Origin of the sequence: Kribbella pratensis (assembly GCF_004365355.1) — a bacterium.
In the GTDB taxonomy this organism is placed as follows: Bacteria; Actinomycetota; Actinomycetes; order Propionibacteriales; family Kribbellaceae; genus Kribbella.
The window spans coordinates 2320984-2338740 of the sequence record NZ_SODP01000001.1 but is presented as its reverse complement, the minus strand read 5'-3'; the positions used below and the strand labels follow the sequence as shown (position 1 = coordinate 2338740).

General features: G+C 66.7%; 20 protein-coding genes. 10 read left to right on the top strand and 10 right to left on the bottom strand.

Annotation, left to right across the window (positions count from 1 at the left end; genetic code table 11):
- Positions 1–4 precede the first annotated feature (4 nt).
- The 8 genes from EV653_RS11120 to EV653_RS11090 all read right to left on the bottom strand — a co-directional run bounded on the left by EV653_RS11120 (position 5) and on the right by EV653_RS11090 (position 8366).
- Positions 5–1327 (bottom strand): sensor histidine kinase, encoded by a 1323-nt coding sequence (locus EV653_RS11120; RefSeq protein WP_166679347.1) that lies wholly within the window; start codon positions 1325–1327, stop codon positions 5–7.
- 169 nt (positions 1328–1496) lie between these two features.
- Complete coding sequence (locus tag EV653_RS11115) at positions 1497–3473, bottom strand: APC family permease (RefSeq protein WP_238159676.1); 1977 nt, start codon at positions 3471–3473, stop codon at positions 1497–1499.
- A gap of 242 nt (positions 3474–3715) precedes the next feature.
- Positions 3716–4162, bottom strand: a complete 447-nt coding sequence (locus tag EV653_RS11110; RefSeq protein ID WP_134101122.1) for a class F sortase — start codon at positions 4160–4162, stop codon at positions 3716–3718.
- A gap of 260 nt (positions 4163–4422) precedes the next feature.
- Positions 4423–5586 carry an ice-binding family protein gene (locus tag EV653_RS11105; RefSeq protein ID WP_166679346.1) on the bottom strand — a complete coding sequence of 388 codons (1164 nt, stop codon included), beginning with the start codon at positions 5584–5586 and terminating at the stop codon, positions 4423–4425.
- Between the two features lie 425 nt (positions 5587–6011).
- Entirely contained in the window at positions 6012–6968 is a 957-nt protein-coding gene (locus EV653_RS11100) for a hypothetical protein (protein WP_134101116.1), read from the bottom strand.
- Positions 6969–7261: 293 nt separating this feature from the next.
- Positions 7262–7429 carry a hypothetical protein gene (locus EV653_RS41070; protein WP_166679345.1) on the bottom strand — a complete coding sequence of 56 codons (168 nt, stop codon included), beginning with the start codon at positions 7427–7429 and terminating at the stop codon, positions 7262–7264.
- 32 nt (positions 7430–7461) lie between these two features.
- Positions 7462–7647 carry a hypothetical protein gene (locus tag EV653_RS11095; protein ID WP_134101113.1) on the bottom strand — a complete coding sequence of 62 codons (186 nt, stop codon included), beginning with the start codon at positions 7645–7647 and terminating at the stop codon, positions 7462–7464.
- Positions 7648–8012: 365 nt separating this feature from the next.
- Positions 8013–8366, bottom strand: coding sequence for a hypothetical protein (locus tag EV653_RS11090; RefSeq protein WP_134101108.1), 354 nt, complete (start codon positions 8364–8366; stop codon positions 8013–8015).
- A gap of 319 nt (positions 8367–8685) precedes the next feature.
- Between EV653_RS11090 and EV653_RS11085 the strand changes: the two genes are divergently transcribed.
- Positions 8686–8925, top strand: coding sequence for a hypothetical protein (locus EV653_RS11085; RefSeq protein WP_134101105.1), 240 nt, complete (start codon positions 8686–8688; stop codon positions 8923–8925).
- Here EV653_RS11085 and EV653_RS11080 read toward each other — a convergent pair whose 3' ends face one another.
- Positions 8926–9678, bottom strand: coding sequence for an SDR family NAD(P)-dependent oxidoreductase (locus tag EV653_RS11080; RefSeq protein ID WP_134101102.1), 753 nt, complete (start codon positions 9676–9678; stop codon positions 8926–8928).
- Positions 9679–10079: 401 nt separating this feature from the next.
- Between EV653_RS11080 and EV653_RS11075 the strand changes: the two genes are divergently transcribed.
- Positions 10080–10706, top strand: a complete 627-nt coding sequence (locus tag EV653_RS11075) for a hypothetical protein (protein ID WP_134101099.1) — start codon at positions 10080–10082, stop codon at positions 10704–10706.
- Positions 10707–10741: 35 nt separating this feature from the next.
- On the opposite strand, the gene EV653_RS11070 is transcribed toward EV653_RS11075, so the two are convergent.
- The gene (locus EV653_RS11070; RefSeq protein WP_202871540.1) at positions 10742–11431 is read right to left on the bottom strand and encodes a DUF4386 domain-containing protein; all 690 of its coding nucleotides are present in this window, start codon (positions 11429–11431) and stop codon (positions 10742–10744) included.
- A 360-nt stretch (positions 11432–11791) separates the two neighbouring features.
- Here EV653_RS11070 and EV653_RS11065 point away from each other — a divergent pair, with 360 nt between their 5' ends.
- From EV653_RS11065 to EV653_RS11030, 8 genes are all read left to right on the top strand, one after another.
- Positions 11792–12523, top strand: a complete 732-nt coding sequence (locus EV653_RS11065) for a DUF4386 domain-containing protein (RefSeq protein WP_134101093.1) — start codon at positions 11792–11794, stop codon at positions 12521–12523.
- Between the two features lie 12 nt (positions 12524–12535).
- A complete protein-coding gene (locus EV653_RS11060) occupies positions 12536–13255 on the top strand; it encodes a DUF4389 domain-containing protein (protein WP_238159675.1) in 720 nt (239 codons plus the stop codon).
- Positions 13256–13269: 14 nt separating this feature from the next.
- Entirely contained in the window at positions 13270–14007 is a 738-nt protein-coding gene (locus EV653_RS11055) for a DUF4386 domain-containing protein (protein ID WP_134101089.1), read from the top strand.
- 114 nt (positions 14008–14121) lie between these two features.
- On the top strand, positions 14122–14706 hold the full coding sequence (locus EV653_RS11050) for a hypothetical protein (RefSeq protein WP_134101086.1): 585 nt from the start codon (positions 14122–14124) through the stop codon (positions 14704–14706).
- A 301-nt stretch (positions 14707–15007) separates the two neighbouring features.
- Positions 15008–15520, top strand: a complete 513-nt coding sequence (locus EV653_RS11045; RefSeq protein WP_134101083.1) for a pyridoxamine 5'-phosphate oxidase family protein — start codon at positions 15008–15010, stop codon at positions 15518–15520.
- 215 nt (positions 15521–15735) lie between these two features.
- Complete coding sequence (locus EV653_RS11040; RefSeq protein ID WP_134101079.1) at positions 15736–16158, top strand: Hsp20/alpha crystallin family protein; 423 nt, start codon at positions 15736–15738, stop codon at positions 16156–16158.
- A 58-nt stretch (positions 16159–16216) separates the two neighbouring features.
- Complete coding sequence (sqr, locus tag EV653_RS11035; protein WP_134101077.1) at positions 16217–17464, top strand: type III sulfide quinone reductase, selenoprotein subtype; 1248 nt, start codon at positions 16217–16219, stop codon at positions 17462–17464.
- A complete protein-coding gene (locus EV653_RS11030; RefSeq protein WP_134101074.1) occupies positions 17461–17754 on the top strand; it encodes a TusE/DsrC/DsvC family sulfur relay protein in 294 nt (97 codons plus the stop codon). The genes sqr and EV653_RS11030 overlap by 4 nt, the downstream gene beginning before the upstream one ends.
- The last annotated feature ends 3 nt before the right edge of the window (positions 17755–17757 follow it).

The window sequence follows — 17757 nt, the reverse complement described above, 5'->3', positions numbered from 1 at the left end:
GGCATCAATCGCCCGTCAACGGCAGCTGGATCGTCATGGTCAGGCCTCCGCCGGGGGTCGATGACGGGTTGAGCGATCCTCCGATTGCCTCGCTGAAGCCGCGGGCGATCGCCAGGCCGAGACCGACCCCGGTGTCGGGCCGCTGATCGCCGAGCCGCTGGAACGGCGTGAACATCCGCTCCCAGTCCGCCGCCGGAACGCCTGGTCCGGAATCAGCCACGCTGAGATGCGCGACATCGTCTGCCCAGGCTCTGACCAGGACCGGCACACCGCTGGGTGTGAACCGGCACGCGTTGTCGACCAGATTGGCGATCGCGCGCTCGAGGAGTCCCGGGTCGGCGAGAACGAGCGGCAGGTCGTCAGGTACGTCGACAACGACGACGTCGGCCGGGACACCGACCAGCGCCTTGGCGACGACCTCCTGGAGCACGATCCGGCGTACGTCGACCGACAGCGCACCGGCCTGCAACCGGCTCATCGCCAGCAGGTTCGCGATCAGGTCGTCGAGGCGATCCGCCGACTCCTCGATGGTCTCCAGCAGTTCGTCGTGCTCGGCCGGGCTCCAGGTCACGTCTTGCTGGCGGAGGCTGGACACGGCCGCCTTGATGCCGGCCAGCGGTGTTCTGAGATCGTGACCGACGGCGGCCAGCAACGCTGCGCGTAGCCGGTCGATCTCGGCCAGCTGCCGCGCCTGCGCTGCCTCGCCGGCGAGCTGCTGCCCCTCCCAGGCCCGTGCGGCCGCCGAGGCCAGCCGGGTCAGCAGCTTCCGGTCCTCCGCGAAGAGCTCGGGGCCCTCGGCAACCAGTCGTAGGCCGTCGCGGGCCGGGACCGAGATGACCGCGTTGCCGTGCAAGGGCCGTCCGGCGAACGCGGCTACCTGATCGATGTCACCGTGACGTTCCATCAACGCGACGGACTCCATCCCGAACGATTCGCGCACCTCCTCCAGCACCGCCATCAGCGAATCACCCGACACGGGCTCGGTCGTCAGGCGGGACAGCACCTCCGTCTCGCTCCGGCTCCGTACCGCCGCGAGCCGGTAGCGCGTGGCCACTTCGACAGTGACACTGACCGTCACCGCGACCAGGACGAAGACGAACAACGCGATGATGCTGTCCTGCTGGTCGACCACCAGCGTGTGGTACGGCGTGGTGAAGAAGAAGTTGGCCAGCACGACTGCCGCGAACGCGGCCGTGACCCCGGGCAGCAGACCGCCGGTCACGGCGATCAGAACCACGGCGAGCAGGTAGAGCAGGAGAACGCTCTCAAGTGCCAGGCTGTCGCGGATCGGGAGCAGCGCGACCGTCAAGGCCGGCAGCCCCGCCACCACGAGGCCCAGTCCTGCCCAAACGCGCCTCCTGAGACGGGAGTGGCGCGCCTCCTGCCGCTCGGGGGACGGTGACGCAGGCACGTCGTTCTCCACCACGGATCAACTGTTGCACAGCGCCGTACGAGACAGCGCATACGAGACAGCGTCGTACGAGGACGGCGGAGACTCAGACATGCACGGACGGGAGGTCGTCTTCCGCCGCCGTCTCCACGCGCCTGGACTCGAGCCCCTCCGCGGAACCCAGCTGCCACGGCACGTTGATGACCATGACCCCGGGCTGGAACAGCAGTCTGGCCTTCAATCGCAGTGCGCTCTGATTGTGGAGCAGTGCCTCCCACCAATGCCCCACGACGTACTCCGGAATGAACACCGCGACCAGGTCACGAGGGCTTGTCCGGCGAACATCCTTGACGTACTCCAGGACCGGCCCGGTCACATCGCGGTACGGGGAGTGCAGCACCTTCAACGGCACCGGGATGTCCCGGTCACTCCACTCCTGCAGCAACGCATCAGACGCGGCGAGGTCAGTGCTGACGGTCACCGCCGTCAGCGTGGTCGGGCGGGTCGCCCGGGCATACGCCAACGCGCGCAGGGTCGGGGTGTGCAGCTTCGACACCAGGACGATCGCGAAGACTCGCGGCGGTAGCGTCGTACCTCCAGGGGTGGGGCGGAGCTCTACCTCCACGCGGTCGTAGTGCCGCCGGATCCCCTTCATCAACAGGAACAGCCCGGGCATTGCCAGCACCACGATCCACGCGCCGTGGGTGAACTTCGTGATCAGTACCACGACCAGGATCACTGCGGTGAAGACCGCTCCGAGCGCATTGATCGCGCGCGACCGCTGCAGGTGCGTTCGGCTCGGTGACAGCACGTCCCCGCGCAACAACCGGGTCCAGTGCACGACCATGCCGGCCTGGCTCAGAGTGAACGACACGAACACCCCGATGATGTACAGCTGGATGAGTCGCGTCGTACTGGCGTCGAACAACCAGATCAGCAGGCAAGCCAACCCGGACAGGATCAGGATGCCGTTGCTGAACACCAGCCGGTCACCACGCCGGGAGAACTGCCGAGGCAGGAATCCGTCGTGGCCGAGCAACGACGCGAGGATCGGGAAGCCGTTGAACGCCGTGTTCGCGGCCAGGATCAGGATCGCCGCGGTGAACGCCTGCACGGCGAAGAACCCGATCGAGTGATAGCCGCCGAAGACCGAACCGGCTACCTGTGCGATCACCGTGCGCTGGTCGTACCCCGCCGGTGTACCGGTCAGCCGGGCCGGATCGGCGGCCACGTGTACCTGCGAAACAATCGCCAGTGCGGTGATCCCGGCGAACATCGCGATCGTGATCGACCCCATGATCGCGAGCGTGCCGGCCGCGTTCTTGCTCTTCGGCGGCTTGAAGTTCGGCACACCGTTGCTCACGGCTTCGACTCCGGTAAGTGCCGTACAGCCCGAGGCGAAGGCACGCATCCCGATCAGTACGGCCACCAGCCCGGTCGCGTGCGACGCCTGAGTGATCCCGTACGGCGCCGACTCCGCCCGCGGCGGGTCACCAATGACGACCTTGACCAGCCCGACCGCGATCATTGCCAGCACCACCGCGATGAACCCGTACGTCGGGATCGCGAACGCCGTACCGGACTCCTTCACGCCGCGCAGGTTCATCACCGCAAGCAGCGCGATCATCCCGATCGACACCAGCACCGCATGCGGACCGAGCGCCGGAACCGCGGACACGATGTTCTGCACGCCGGCGGCCACCGAGACCGCGACCGTCAGCACGTAGTCCACCAGCAGCGCACTGGCGGCGACCAGCGAAGCATTGCGCCCGAGATTGGCCCGGCTGACCGCGTAGGCACCGCCGCCGTTCGGGTAGGCGTAGCAGGTCTGCCGGTACGACGCGACGACCACGATCAGCAACGCGATGACCACGGCAGCCAGCCAGGGCGTCAGATGGAGCAGCGTCAGCCCACCAAGGCTCAGCATGAGCAGGATCTCCTCGGTCGCGTACGCGTTCGAGGACAGCGGGTCGCTGCAGAACACCGGCAGCGCAAGCCTCTTGGGCAGCAACGTATCGCCCAACCGCTCACTGCGCAGCGGTCGCCCGACCAGGAATCGTTTCGGCAGCTCCAGCACCTTCACGCCACCAGCCAACCGTTGCCCGATACCTGAAGGGCCCGCTCTTGACGCCGTCTTGACGCCCACCCGTCGCATCTTGACGCTTTCTTAGCGCCCCCTCCGGCGTTGTGAGCCCCGTCGATGCGTACGCCTCGACGGGATGTCTGGCTGTCGTGTCCCGTCGCACCTCGTCGAGGCGCGGCTCGGCCTGGTCGCGCGGCGATGGATCTGGCTTCCGACGACTCCACCAGACGGAGCTGGGTGCGCTACTTGCTCAGGTCGGCGAAGACCACCAGGTTGGCCTCGTACTTCGCCGACACGGTGTCGAGTCCGCCGCAGGTGATCAGCCGCAGCCCGGGGTGGTCGATATCGCCGTACACCGCGGCGCTGGGGAAGGTGGCCTTCGGATACTGCTGCACCCGGCTCACCCGGAACAGCGCGGTGGAGCGGTCTTGCCGCGTCACCGTGATCGTGTCGCCCCGCTCGAGCCGCGCCAGCCTGGCGAAGACTCCGGCCCGGCCGGCCCAGTGGACATGACCGGCGATGATGGCCGGACCCTTCTCGCCGGGCGTGGGAGCACCGGTGAACCAACCGGCCGGGAATCCGTTCCGTGGTACCTGCAGGGTGCCGTTGCGGTTGAGGCCGAGACGCACAAGACCCGAGTCCACCCCGATCGCCGGGATGATCACGCGGATCGGAGCCGACTTCGGCATTGGTGCCGACGGTCCGCGCCTCTGGCCTGGTGGCGTCGACGGCCGAGCGGGTGGCCCGGAGCTGTGTGTTGGGCTGGGCCCTCCTGCTGCAGGGGCGTGCCTGGGCGTGGGTGTGATCACGGTGGTAGTAGGCGCAGCGGTTCGCTCGCTCGCGACGCCGGCTGCGGTGGGGCCGGGCTGAGTCGGCCCCGTGCCTGACTCAATACTGCACCCGGTCACAGCCGACGCGGTCGCGAGGAGCAGAACCGCTGCGCCGGTCCTCATGGGGTGCCGGCCCCGATCCAGCCGAACCATGGCGCGGTCGGCGGCTCGACGAGCCAGATCGACGGGCCGGAGGCATCGCCTGTATTGACAGGGCCTTGCGGGGTGTCGGTGACCTGGGGCGGTCCGGGCGAGACCGTGGGCACCGGCGGGGAGGTCGGAGGCGACGTCGGTGGTGGGGTCGTGGGAGATGACGGCGGGGACGTGGGAGGCGATGTCGGTGGAGTCGTGGACGGCGTAGTGGGGGGCGTGGTGGGCGGTGAAGTGGGGGGAGTGGTGGGCGGCGTCGTGGGCGGTGTGGTGGGCGGTGAAGTGGGGGGCGTGGTGGGGGGAGTCGTGGGCGGTGTGGTCGGAGGCGAAGTAGGAGGTGATGTTGGTGGGGTTGTGGGGGGCGTCGTCGGCGGTGTGGTGGGCGGAGTGGTGGGGGTGCAGGACGGTTTGGTGAGGGTGTTGGTGTCGAGCGTGACGGACCCGTTGCGGGCCAGCATCCGGCCGACGGCTGTGGCCGCGGTGTTCATGGTGATGGACGTCAACGCCATGATGGTCCCGCGGAACTGCGTCGCCGTACCAAGGGTGGCTGAGCTGCCCACCTGCCAGAACACGTTGCAGGCTTGGGCTCCGTTGGTCAGTACGACGCTGCTGCTGGGCGCGGTGGTGAGGGTCGAACCTGCCTGGAACACGAAGACCGCTCCCGCGTCGCCCTCCGCGTCCAACGTCAGCGCGCCGGTCAGTCCGATCGAGGACGCCGAGTTGTAGACGCCCTGGGTCAGCGTCTTGCCGCCGAGGTCGTCGGTGATCGGCGTCGGCGGCGATTCGCCGGCGGCGACGTTGTACGCCGTGACCAGATCGTCCTTCGCCCCCTGGGTCACGTTGTCGCCGGCGTGGTTGGTGCCGGTGATCGTCATCGTCCCGGTGCCGCTGATCGCCGGATTCGGGAAGGACCCGATATCCCCGGTCAGCACGGTCGGACCGGTGTTGGTGATGCCGGCCCCGGCCAGGATGACGAAACTCTCGGCGGTGCCGAGTGGCACCACCACGGCCGCCGCCTGAGCAGTGCCGCCGGTGGCCAGCAGACCGCCGGCGGAGACGACGAGCGCGGCCGCGACGGCCAGAACGCTCAGACGCACCCGGCCGATCGAGGTCGCGTAGGTGGACAACTTCATGATCGATTTCACCCTCAGTCCATCGATGTACCGCACCGGATCGATCGGCGCGGCTTTGTTACCAGGCAATTCGTGGTGAAGGAGGATCCGCGGTCGCAAGAACGACATCGAGCGATCCAGGCGGGTCCGGGCCTGGCAACAGGACATCAGGAGAGACCGCCACGAGCAGCAGGACCGTTGCGGCCCCGCCATCTTGATGGCGTGTTCACACCCCGTTGGACCGGCGGTGCAGCAGCGCCTGCGCCGATCACAATTTGTTACTGAGCTTTGACGTTAGGTGAAGGATTGCGCGCTGTCAACGGATCGATGGATGCATTCTGCAACTGGTCGAAGTAGTTGCCGAAGCGAACCGATCAGGCTCCGCAGGGCTGCGCAACGCCGACATCATCGACGTGCTGCCGCATCTGATGATGTGGTCGGTACAACTAGCTGACGGTGACTCCGGCGGCTTCGAAGTCGTAGGTCTTGCCGCCGAACTTGAGTGCGTCGACCGCGCCGGAGAACGCGTAGTCGCGGCCCTTGCTGACGGTTGCCGTGAGCACCTTGGCGTCGTCGCCGCCGTCGTCCAGGTAGTTGAGCACCTCGGTCCAGGTGCAGCGGGCGCCGTTGATCGAGCACGTCGTGCCGTTGAACGCGGTGCCGGTCAGCCCCCAGTGCTTGTCCGCGTCGGTGGTGGCATTGAAGGCTGTCCACTGGTTGGCTGCGCCGTTGGCCGGTGTGTACACCAGCGACGCGTAGTTCGACGTCACCGCCGCCACATTCGGGTCGATCTCGAAGGCGATACTCGGCATGTTGTTGCCCAGGGCATTGTTCTCGCCGGTCGTGTAGACCGAGAAGCCGACCGTGCCGAGGTCTTTCACGTTCTGGCCGGCGAAGTCGACTTCGTTGCCGAACGCCACCTTGTCGTTCGCGGATGCGGTGTGTAGATCCAGGGCGCCGTCACCGAGTGGTGATTGGGTGGATGTCGTGGCGAGTTCGGCGTCTGCCGCGCCGATCACGTTGCGGTGCACCGTGCCCCAGTGCTTCAGGTACGCCGGGCCCGCCTTGTTCAACTTGCTCTGCACCGCTGGGGCGAGGTCGACCTCTGCCACTACGCCGTCCTTCAGCTTGGCCGACGTGTCGACCCCGTTCGCCGGGACCGCGAGCATCTTCGCGACGAACGCCTTCTGCAGGTCGCTCTCGCCGAGGCTGTAGTTGACCACCTGGCTCTCGGCCACCGAGTTGCGGACCAGCGGGTAAGTGATCGCCGTTGCAGTCAGGCCGGTGACGCCGGTGACGCCGGCGTCGGCCGCACCACCACCGAGCAGCGAAATACCGACTGCGGTGACGGCCAGCGTGAATGCGGATCCTGCCGCCACGAGGCGGTTCTTCGAGTTGGACATGATTCCCCTTGCTTCCACCCGAACGGGCGGAATTGCGGTGCGGCCAGGACTCGAACCTGGCCCGTTCCCCGCGCACCGACAGCGGACTATACCGCCTACCGTCCGTCACCATATAGGTCTTCGACAGTAATGGGAACAGCCGAGACCATCGAGGCCGCCCCAAGGCAACGGTCCCGGGATTCATCAACGGGTAACGACCTGGACGAGATCACCGCTCGCCGGTGCCGTCGCCGTATGCCGCAATCTGCCCTATAACCTTGACGATCTGCGGATCGACTTCTGACCGAGCCGGCTCACAATGAGGCGCCTGCGTCCGCGTCGCTGTCCGGGAGCGGGCGGACGTGGACACGCGTGCCGGTGGCCGCGGCTCGGCCCACGAGGTCGGTGACGCCTGCGGCGTCCGTCACCGTGCGGGTCGGTGCGTCGTGCTCGGGCGAGGTACAGGTCACCTCGTAGAGCACGGCGTCGGCTTCTCGGCCTGGATCCGGTCCGTTCAGTTCTTGTCCTCGGGTTGGTCCGGCGGCACTGTCACGTCGTTTTCCCTTGCGAGGTGGAGAAGGCTGTCGAGTTCGCCCGAGTACACCCGCTCGGCGTCGAGGTCACCGTCCCTCTGGGCCGCCCGGAGTGCGTGACGAGCAGCGGCGATCCGCTGTCGCAGTTCCGCGCTGAAGGTGTCCATGGTCTCCCGTCGGGCCGTGCGCTGTGGACACACTGCACAAGAGTTGCGGATTCTTTCAATTCACGATCGCATACATCGCGCAGGACGTGGAGTGATGGAAGGTAGATCGACGACCACGCCGCTGCACCAGTTGAAGGCGGAGTTCTTCAAGGCGCTGGGGCGGTGGCCGAGTTGCTCGCCGTTGCGCGGGCGACCGGGCTCTAACCGGTGCGGAGGTCGGCTCGTCGGTCGGCATCGCTACCTCCCTGGGACTGGGGCCATTGCGATTCCCGCGGCGGTTCGCTGAAGGACGCGGGACAGCGGGATACGTCCCGGAACCGCCAGGCCGTCCGGCGATCTAGGCAACCGATCTTCTGCTGAGCTCATCAGGCGTCTTCGAGGGTTCGCTCGAAGCGCAAGGCGACGCGGGTGAGGGCGCGCAGGGTAGCGACGGCCTCGGCGATCTGCCGGTGGGATTCCCTGGGGTGGGCTGCCTGGAAGGTGTCGTTGCGGAGGTCTTCGAGGTCGTCGACGAGGTGTTCGATCTCGTCCGCGATGATCGTGTCGTGCTGCTGCTGGGCGCTCAGCATCGGCAGGATCCGGCCGCGGAAGGCGAGAATCGTGTGCTGGGCCTCGGCCAGTCGGCGCTCTTCGAGGAACCAGTTGTCGGTCTGGCTGGCGTCGGCGATGTTGTCGAGGTCGGCCTGCCAGCGGTCGATCTCCGCGCGCAGTGCGGTCATGGTGGCTCCTTCAATCGGAGGTCGGCAAACCGGCCGACTGGTTCTCCGATTTCAGCTTCGCCCCGGGAGCCGGGCGCCGCTGGAGGCGAGAGTCCCGACCTGAGAGGCCGTTCGTCAGTAGTAGGCGGTATTGGGGTCTTCCGGGCCATGCCCCGCGAGAACACCGGCCGTGTTGCCGTCCGCAGCGGTCCCTGATCCGCCGGCCGCGGCAAGCGTTCCTGCCTGTTGTGTTGGACCGTCGAGTGGTAGCGTCGAAACCACTTCGAGGTGGCCCTGGACCACGGTGCCCGACGGCGCTCGGTTTGGGAGTCTGGTACTCATGTCGCCTGATCATTCAGTATTTGCTGCGGATGGCGCGTACCTGGATCGCCTGGCGCACTCGGCGCGACTGGACTCGTGGCGGACCGAGGAGCTGGCGGCCGCGCTGGCCTTGGTCGACGACGAGATCGGCGAGCGCCCGGAGCCGCCGGACGGCGAGCCGAGGGTACTCAACATCCGGTTCCAGATCTACCGCCAGCGGCTGCGGCGTGAGCTCGACCAGCGCGTGACGCCGAGGTGATCACCGGGCCAGGTACCCGCCGTCGATGTACAGCTCGAGTCCGGTGACGAACGAGGCGTCGTCGCTCGCCAGGTAGGCGACGCCGGCTGCGATCTCGTCGGGGCGGCCGAGGCGTCCCATCGGCGTCAGCTCGGTCATCGTGTTCCAGAACGGCGTCCCGCGGGCCGAATCCAGGATCGGGGTGTCGATGAATCCCGGGTGGATCGAGTTCACCCGGATGCCCTCGGGCGCCCAGTGCAGCGCGGCGTTCTTGGTGAGGGTCCGGACCGCTCCCTTGGCAGCGTGGTACGCCGGCGACGTGCCGAAGCCGCCGCTTGTGCCGAAGATCGAGCTGATGTTGATCACCGACGCGTGGCCGGAGGACTTCAGGTACGGCGCGCTGGTCCGCATTCCCAGGAAGACACCGGTCTGGTCGACGTCGATGGTGCGCTGCCAGTCCTTCAGCGTCGTCTCCTCGATCGTTTCCAGGTCACCCATTCCCGCGTTGTTGACCAGGATGTCGATGCCACCGAACTGCTCGGCAGCCGTTGCGCAGACGATCTCCCAGTCCGCTTCGCTCGCGACGTCGTGCCGTACGAACACTGCCTGCGCCTCGGAGTCCCGCAGGGCTTCCGCGACTGCTTCACCGGCCTCGACCGCGACGTCGGTCAACACCACGGCCGCGCCCTCGGCCGCGAGTCGCCAGGCGGTCGCCTGCCCGATACCGCTCGCCGCGCCGGTCACCAGCGCGACGCGATCATCAAGTCTGCCCATGTCGTTCGCCCCTTCGGTAGGTGTCACGGCTTCAGAGTTTCAGCGGACCGCGGACGCGGGCAGATTCCGTTGGGGCCTGCAAGTCGAGACTTTGGTCCCTGCCGGTCCGGACTTTCGGCCCTGCGGTCGGACGTGGGTCCGCGGTGCACTGGAAGGGGCGAGGAGGACTCGTCGAGGGCCACGGTTCCGCGAGCGGAGAGAGCAACGGACCAAGAGGCCCCGAACCGCGAGAATGGAAGCGGATTCTCCTCGTCAGCATCGGTTGGAGAGCGGGTCGAGGGGCGCGCCGCTCCAACCGCCGAACGCCGTGCGACCGTGACCTCACCGGCCGCACGGCGTTTGCGTTCGACTGGTGACTTTCGGCCCTGGTCAGGGCACGGGGAAGCGGCTGCACTGAGGGAATGGGGTCAGGGGGATTCTCTTCCGACGGCAACGCGGCGGTAGGCCAGTTCGCCGTGTTCTACCGCACTGTTTGGCGGGCGTTCTGCAGCGTTTCTCTGCTGATCGGCCTTGCTGCCGCGCTGTTGCTTTCTCCGCAGCTGCTGGCTCTCGCACTTCTGATCAGTGCTCTGGCCGGAGCGACGGCTGCGGCTATGTACAGCGGGAGCGACACCATTCGCTGGACGAGACGGCAGGTCATGATGGCCGCCGCTGCCGGAGCCGCGGTCGTCGTCCTGGCCGCCGGCCTCGCGGTCGTTCTCGGTGCGAGCGTGCTTTGGCTTGTGCTTCTCCTGGGTGCGACGTCGCCTCCCGTCGTGCGGTGGGGTCGCGGGATGCGAGGAAGGGGTGGCACGTCCGGATGCCGCGATGTGCCGGAACGCAGTACCGCGGACCTCTGCCGGCAATGGCGTGAAAGCTACGACGCACTACGGCTGGCGAGAACGGACGCGCAGCGCCTCCGCATCGTCATGGAACGCCAGCGATGCCTCGACGAGCTCGACCGGCGCGACCCGGAAGGTCTGCAGGCTTGGTTGGCCTCCGCCGCCAGCGCCGCCGGCGACCCGACCAGATTCCTCAAGAACCAGTAGCCCCAAAAGGTGCGGCTATCCCAACCAGGTCGGGATCAGGAGGCATCGACCTTCACCCGCCTGACGAGTAGGACGCCGATCACGATCAGCCACAGTGCCCACAGGTAGCTGCCGAGGAGGCCGCCCAGGTCCCAGACGGGGAATCCGGAGACTGCTGTGGCCAGGATGTCGCCTTGGTTGATGAGGTAAAGGGCGCTTGCGATGAGGCCGAGCCAGCCGGCCCAGGCGGGGATCACGTGGGAGCGCAAGATGATGACGCTGACGGTGACCGACCAGGCGATGGCCAGCAGTTGCCCGAGGTGCTCGCCCAGGAGCGCGCCGCCGTACTGGTGCTGTGCTGTCCAGGCGGCAGCCACGGCCGAGCGGGTGGTTTCGTCGCCACTCATGTACGAGTCGGCCAGGGGCGGTACGACGAAGACCCAGCGCAGGAAGCCGATCACCGACAAGAGGACAGAGGCAGCGCCGAGATAGGTGGCTGCCCGCAAGGCGGCGTCCCGGCGACGGGCCAATGCGGTCGGCAGCAACAAGATCGGGACCGCGAGTACGGCGTACGTCCAGGCCACCGCGAACCAGGTCCACACCAGACTCGCCCCACCTGCCGCGAACTCGGGCAGAACGACGTCCGGCGGTTCCCGCAGGATGTCGGGCCAGTCGAACGTCATCGACAGCACCGTCGCCGCGATCATGAATGCGATGGTGGAGGCGATGAACAGGCTGCCGGTCACCACAGCCGTTCTACGCCGCGGACCGGACGACGAAAGCCCTACCGCGATCGTCCGCTCTGTTGCCTCGCTACCCTGCCTCCGACCACTGACTGTGCCCATGCGAACCGCCCCCGGCGCGGACACGAACCCGCGGCGACCCTGAAGGAGCCACTCTGCGCAAGATCTGACCGCGCTGTGCCCAGCATGTGCCCTCCCACCACGGCTGTCCATGACCAGGACGCCCAGCATCGTTGACAGTTCGTGTACTCCCGAGGATGGTGGGCAGCACGGGGCGTAAGCGGGTGGGGGCTCCGGGCAGGTCCGTCGTTGACGGTCCTGGGCGCCGTGGTCTTGGGCTGCCTGCAGGGGGAGCTCCGACGCATGGCGACTGTGAGCGCTTTGAGACGTACTGCGATTGTTGCGGGCGTCTTCTATCTGGCCACCGAGATCACCTCGATCCCGGCCTTGCTGCTGTACCGACCGGTTCTGCGTGACGGCAACTACATCGCCGGCGCGAATGCGGACAACAGGCTGCTGTTCGGAGGGTTTCTCGAGCTCTTGCTCGTTGTCGCCTGCGTCGGCAGCGCAGTCACCCTCTATCCGGTGGTCAAGCGGCAGAACCACAGCATCGCGCTCGGCTACGTCTGCGGCCGGGTCCTCGAGTCGGCGATCATCATCGTTGGCGCTGTCAGCGTTCTCGTTGCCGTGACATTGAGACAGGACCTGGCCGGTACTGCGGATGCGGGCAACCCGGCGGTCGCCGCGATCGAGCGGTCTCTCGTGGCGATCCACGACTGGACCTTCCTGCTCGGACCGAGCTGGGTACTGGGATTCAACAGCTTCCTCCTGGCCTACCTGGTGTACCGAGCGGGGCTCGTGCCACGCGCGATCGCCGTACTGGGGATGAGCGGAGGCACGCTGGTCACCTTGTCGGCGACGGCGATGCTGTTCGGCGTCTACGGCCAGAGCGTCCACACAGTCCTGGCGCTCCCTGTGTTCGCATGGGAGGTCAGCTTCGCCCTCTGGCTCATCGTCAAGGGGTTCAAGCCGTCAGCGATCACTGCGATCAGCTCTTCCGGCGTAGAAGAACACATCCCGCTACAAAACCTTTGAGAGTTGGTTCTGGTGACAACATCTGTGGCATACCCGGTGCATGTGAACGCGGCGACGGATCCGAGATCGTCGCGGTGGCTGTGGCTGGTCAAATGGATCCTCGTGATCCCGCACTTCGTCGTACTGGCGTTTCTGTGGCTCGGCTTCATGGTCGTTTCGGTGGTTGCGTTCTTCGGGATCCTCTTCACCGGTCGCTATCCCCGCGCTCTCTTCAACTACAACGTCGGCGTGATGCGCTGGTCCTGGCGGGTGACGTATTACGCGTACGGTGCACTCGGCACCGATCAGTACCCGCCGTTCACCCTTGCCGAGGTGGAGGACTATCCGGCGCACCTGTCGGTCGACTACCCCGAGCGCCTGTCCCGAGGGCTGGTCCTGGTGAAGTGGTGGCTGCTCGCGATACCGCACTACATCATCGTCGGCATCTTCGTCGGCGGTGGAGCCTGGGCCGCGAACCGCTCCGAGAACTGGCAATGGAACATCAGCGGAGGCGGTGGACTGGTCGGGATCCTGGTGCTCATCGCCGCGATCATCCTGGCATTCACCGGCGCGTACCCTCGGCCGCTGTACGACCTGATCCTGGGACTGAACCGTTGGGCTCTCCGAGTCGCGGGCTATGCCGCCCTGATGACTGACGTCTATCCGCCGTTCCGCCTGGACCAAGGCGGCAGCGATCCCGACCTCTCCGTACCGCCTCCGTCCTCCGGCGCAACGCCCGAGACGCTCACGTAGAGGTAGGGGTTCAGATGGACGTTGACACAGATCGCGGGACCAGCACGGTCCACGCACGGAAGGTCGCCACGCTGACGGGGTGGTTGATGGTCGTCACCTTCGTCGCATCGATCCCGGCGTACTTCGTCTTGTACGCGCCGGTGCGGGATCATCCCGACTACATCACCGGGGTCGGCGCCGACCCCACCGCGAGTGTGGCTCTGGGCGCCACCCTCGAACTCATTGTCATCATCGCCAACATCGGCACCGCTGTCGTGCCGTACGCGATCTACCGGCGATTCAGCGAGAGCCTTGCCTTGGGGTACGTCGCTGCGCGCCTGGTCGAGGCCATGTTCATCGCGATCGGCATCGTCAGCCTGCTCACCTTCGTGTTCATGCGGCAGCAAGGAACGGCCGGCACCGGCGCTGCACTCGGCCAGGTCTTCGTCGCGATCTATGATCGGGCATTCCTGATCGGACCCGGATTCTGCGCCGGCTTCGCGAACGGAATCATCCTGGGCTACCTGATGTACCGGTCCGGTCTGGTGCCACGCGGCATGGCGATGCTCGGGCTCATCGGCGGCCCGCTGATCGTGATCTCGGGGATCGCCGTCATGTTCGACGTCATCGAGCGCGGCGGCACGGTCCAGGGCATCGCGACGATCCCGGAGTTCTTCTGGGAGTTGTCGTTCGGCATCTACCTCATCGTCAAGGGATTCAAGCCGTCGCCGAGGTTGGCCGTGCCGGTCGGCGGGACGAATTCGGGTCTATAGGCCTACGGAGGAGGGCCGTTAGGTGCGTAGTGGTGGCGGCGATATGGACGAAGACTCTAAGCAACAACGTTCACCACTCTGCCGCCGCACCTCGCGGCTCGAAAGGAACCGATCATGCGCCGCAAGACTTTCGACGCGTTGCTCACCTCCGCCGGACTTGTCCTCGCGATCGTCTTGGTCGCGGCGGGCGGTCTGTTGCTGTGGGCCCACAACTTCGTGGACAACCAGGTCCACAGTCAGCTCGCCGCCCAGCAGATCTACTTCCCGAAGGCAGGCAGCGAGTCCCTCAACGATCCGGCCGTCAAGCCGTACCTGTCGCAGTACGCCGGGCAGCAGCTGGTGACCGGCGCCCAGGCCGAGGCGTACGCGAACCACTTCATCGCCGTGCACATCAACGAGATGGCCGGTGGCAAGACGTACTCGCAGCTGTCGGCTGAGTCGCTGGCCAACCCCAACGACACCAAGCTGGCCGGCCAGGTCCAGACCGTCTTCCGTGGTGAGACGCTGCGTGGCCTGCTGCTCAACGCCTACGCGTTCGGCAAGATGGGCCAGATCGCCCTGATCGCCGCCATCACCGCGTTCGTGGCGGCCGGGCTCCTGCTGGTCCTGTCAGCTCTGGGCTACGCCCACCTGCGCCGGGTTCCGGCCGAAGCCGAGGTCATGCCGAAACTCACCAACCCGACACCCAGCACCGCCTGACCCACACAGCCAGAACCGCCGGCCCGATTCAGGGTTCGGCGGTTCTGCCATGCCCGGGAAGTCGTCCTCGGTCCCGTCCGGTGGCGGTGAAAGGCCTGGGGTGGCGGCTCTCAACGACCATCGGAGGCGGGTCCTCCGGCTTTCGGAGTGGGGCCTGAGGCCCGTGGTTCGAGTCATATGTTCGGCCGAGACTCGAAGTACCAAAGGGAGGTTGTGATGAGCACGGTGGGCGGCGCCACACCGCGGCCTCCGCCGGGCTGGAACCGTCCGCGACCCAACCAGCACGACACGAGGAGCGAGCATGACCAGAACAGCAGCCCAAAAGATTGCCGCTGGCAACGGGCAACCGACCAGGGAACAGGTCTGGCGACAGATCGCGAAAGCATCGTTCGCGGTGCTGAGCTACGTGACACCGACCGGTGAGCCGCGCTCGAGCGGAGTCGTGTACGCGGCCGCTCATGGCAGGCTGTATGTCGCGGTCGCGCCGGACAGCTGGAAGGCGCTGCACATCCCCGCAACAGATCAGGTCGCGGTGACGGTGCCCGTACGGCGTGGTGGCCTGCTCGCACTGCTGTTCCCGATCCCTCCGGCCACGATCAGCTTCCACGCGCGCGCAGTCGTACACACGACCGGTCGACCCGACATCACGTCGGTGTCGTCGGAACTGGCGACCCTGGTTCCGGCCGAACGGATGGCCGAGTGCCGCATCGTGGAGATCTTCCCCGAGGGCAACTTCCTCACCTACGGCATCGGCACCTCACTTCTCGCGATGCGCACGCCCAGCCTTGCCCGCTCCCGTGTCCCGGTCGGCTGAGGCGGAGGCCTTCGGACCAGCTGATGGTCCAGACAGCCGTGGCCAGGACCCACGGAAACAGCACGATCCAGACGATGATCTCGAGGAGGAGCGGTCGGGGTGGCGTCCGGCCGCAGGGCCGAAGGTCCGTGTAATGCGGTGCGTTCGGCCCTGCTGTGCGGACCTGGCGCGAGGTGTGGTGGAGGTGACGAGAAAGACGAGCGGAAGGAGACAGCATGACGACGCTGCAGCGCAGGGACGGCCGGCGGCAGCTCGCGGACCTGTTCGAGTGGGCCGAGGGCTTGCCGAACCTGTTCACCATGCCGGTAACGATGCGTGGCGTCCGGATCGAGGAGTTCACCGAAGAGGACAAGTACGTCGTTCGCGCGGAGCTGCCCGGCCTGGACCCGGCGAAGGACATCAAGGTCGAGGTCGCGAACGGGATGCTCACCATCTCCGCGACTCGTCAACAGGAGGAGCACGACGGTGCGCGCTCGGAGTTCCACTACGGCGCGCTCACCCGCCGGGTGTTGCTACCGGACGGTGCAGACGAGCAGGCGGTCGTCGCGAAGTACACGGCCGGAATCCTCGAGGTGACCGTGCCGCTGTCGGCGAAAGCTGCCGAGGCGCGTTCGATCACGATCGACCACACCGACTGACACATCCCGGCCCGGTCAGGTGCACCTGACCGGGCCGGCTCACGAAGGGATGGCTGTGATGAGACGGTTGGTGATATTGGGTGCCGGCACCGCCGGCACGATGGTGGCCAACAAGCTGAGGCGCCGGCTGGCGCTCGACGAATGGCAGATCACTGTCATCGACCGCGACCCGGAACACTTGTACCAGCCGGGACTGTTGTTCGTCCCGTTCGAGCCGGAACCGCCGGACCTGCTGAAGTCACGGCGAGGTTTGCTGCGGCGAGGGATCCAGTTGCTGATCGGCGAGGTCGGCGCGCTCGATACGGAGAACAAGACGGTCCGGCTCGCGGACGGCGGAGTGGTCGGCTACGACTACCTCGTCATCGCCACCGGCACCAGCCCGCGACCCGATCAGACACCGGGAATGCTGGGACCTCAATGGCATCGAAGCATTCACGACTTCTACACCTACGACGGCGCGTTGGCCGTTCGCGATGCCCTGCAATCGTTCCCCGGCGGCCGCCTCGTCGTCCACGTGGTGGATCAGCCGATCAAGTGCCCGGTGGCGCCGCTGGAGTTCACGTTCCTTGCCGAGGCGTTCTTCCGTCGGCGAGGGATGCGGGACCAGGTCGAGATCGTGTACGTGACGCCGCTGGACGGCGCCTTCACGAAACCGGTCGCGTCGCGCTTCCTGGGCCGTCTGCTGGACGAACGCAAGATCGCCGTCGAGACCGACTTCCTGGTGGAGCGGATCGATGCGGAGCGCAAGACGCTGGTCAGCTACGACGAGCGTGAGATCGGATACGACCTGCTGGTGACCGTTCCACTGAACATGGGTGCGGACTTCCTCGGCGACTCCGGTCTCGGCGACGAGCTGAACTACGTCCCGGTCGACAAGCGCACGCTGCAGTCGATAGCACACCCGGACGTCTTCGCCGTTGGCGACGCCAACGATCTGCCGACGTCGAAGGCCGGCTCGGTCGCACATTTCTCGAGCGAGATCTTCGTCGAGAACTTCCTCCAGTACGTCGACGGCCGCGCGATGACGCACCGCTTCGACGGCCACGCGAACTGCTTCGTGGAGACCGGTGACGGCAAGGGACTGCTGATCGACTTCAACTACGACACCGAACCGCTGCCCGGACGGTACCCGCTCGGGCGACTCGGCCCGCTGTCCCTGCTCCGCGAGACCAAGGCGAACCACTGGGGGAAGCTCGCGTTCCGCTGGATCTACTGGCACCTGCTGCTTCCCGGGCGGCGCCTGCCGGTGCCGAACAAGATGTCCATGACCGGCAAACACCGACCGGGCGAGGAGGTCCGACCATGACCACCATCCATGTCGACTCCGAGGGGTTCCTGACCGAGTACGGCGAATGGAGCGAGGATCTCGCGGCAGAACTGGCCGCGAGGATCGGCATCGAACTCACCGACGAGCACTGGAAGGCGATCCGCTTCCTGCGCGCGGACTACCCCTCGCACGGCGAGACCGCCACCCTGCGCAGGGTCTCGGTCCTGACCGGGATGCCGATCAAGCAGCTGTTCACCCTGTTCCCGGGCAAGCCGGCCAAGAAGATGGCGTACGTCGCCGGCCTGCCGAAGCCCCGCGGTTGCGTCTGAGAG

Coding starts and splice junctions, on each gene's coding strand:
- EV653_RS11095 (WP_134101113.1), bottom strand. CDS start 7,647: ATGGACACCTTCAGCGCGGAACTGCGACAGCGGATCGCCGCTGCTCGT.
- EV653_RS11085 (WP_134101105.1), top strand. CDS start 8,686: ATGTCGCCTGATCATTCAGTATTTGCTGCGGATGGCGCGTACCTGGAT.
- EV653_RS11065 (WP_134101093.1), top strand. CDS start 11,792: ATGGCGACTGTGAGCGCTTTGAGACGTACTGCGATTGTTGCGGGCGTC.
- EV653_RS11100 (WP_134101116.1), bottom strand. CDS start 6,968: ATGTCCAACTCGAAGAACCGCCTCGTGGCGGCAGGATCCGCATTCACG.
- EV653_RS11110 (WP_134101122.1), bottom strand. CDS start 4,162: ATGCCGAAGTCGGCTCCGATCCGCGTGATCATCCCGGCGATCGGGGTG.
- EV653_RS11045 (WP_134101083.1), top strand. CDS start 15,008: ATGACCAGAACAGCAGCCCAAAAGATTGCCGCTGGCAACGGGCAACCG.
- EV653_RS11055 (WP_134101089.1), top strand. CDS start 13,270: ATGGACGTTGACACAGATCGCGGGACCAGCACGGTCCACGCACGGAAG.
- EV653_RS11090 (WP_134101108.1), bottom strand. CDS start 8,366: ATGACCGCACTGCGCGCGGAGATCGACCGCTGGCAGGCCGACCTCGAC.
- EV653_RS11050 (WP_134101086.1), top strand. CDS start 14,122: ATGCGCCGCAAGACTTTCGACGCGTTGCTCACCTCCGCCGGACTTGTC.
- EV653_RS11040 (WP_134101079.1), top strand. CDS start 15,736: ATGACGACGCTGCAGCGCAGGGACGGCCGGCGGCAGCTCGCGGACCTG.
- EV653_RS11030 (WP_134101074.1), top strand. CDS start 17,461: ATGACCACCATCCATGTCGACTCCGAGGGGTTCCTGACCGAGTACGGC.
- EV653_RS11075 (WP_134101099.1), top strand. CDS start 10,080: ATGGGGTCAGGGGGATTCTCTTCCGACGGCAACGCGGCGGTAGGCCAG.
- EV653_RS11080 (WP_134101102.1), bottom strand. CDS start 9,678: ATGGGCAGACTTGATGATCGCGTCGCGCTGGTGACCGGCGCGGCGAGC.
- EV653_RS11105 (WP_166679346.1), bottom strand. CDS start 5,586: ATGAAGTTGTCCACCTACGCGACCTCGATCGGCCGGGTGCGTCTGAGC.
- sqr (WP_134101077.1), top strand. CDS start 16,217: ATGAGACGGTTGGTGATATTGGGTGCCGGCACCGCCGGCACGATGGTG.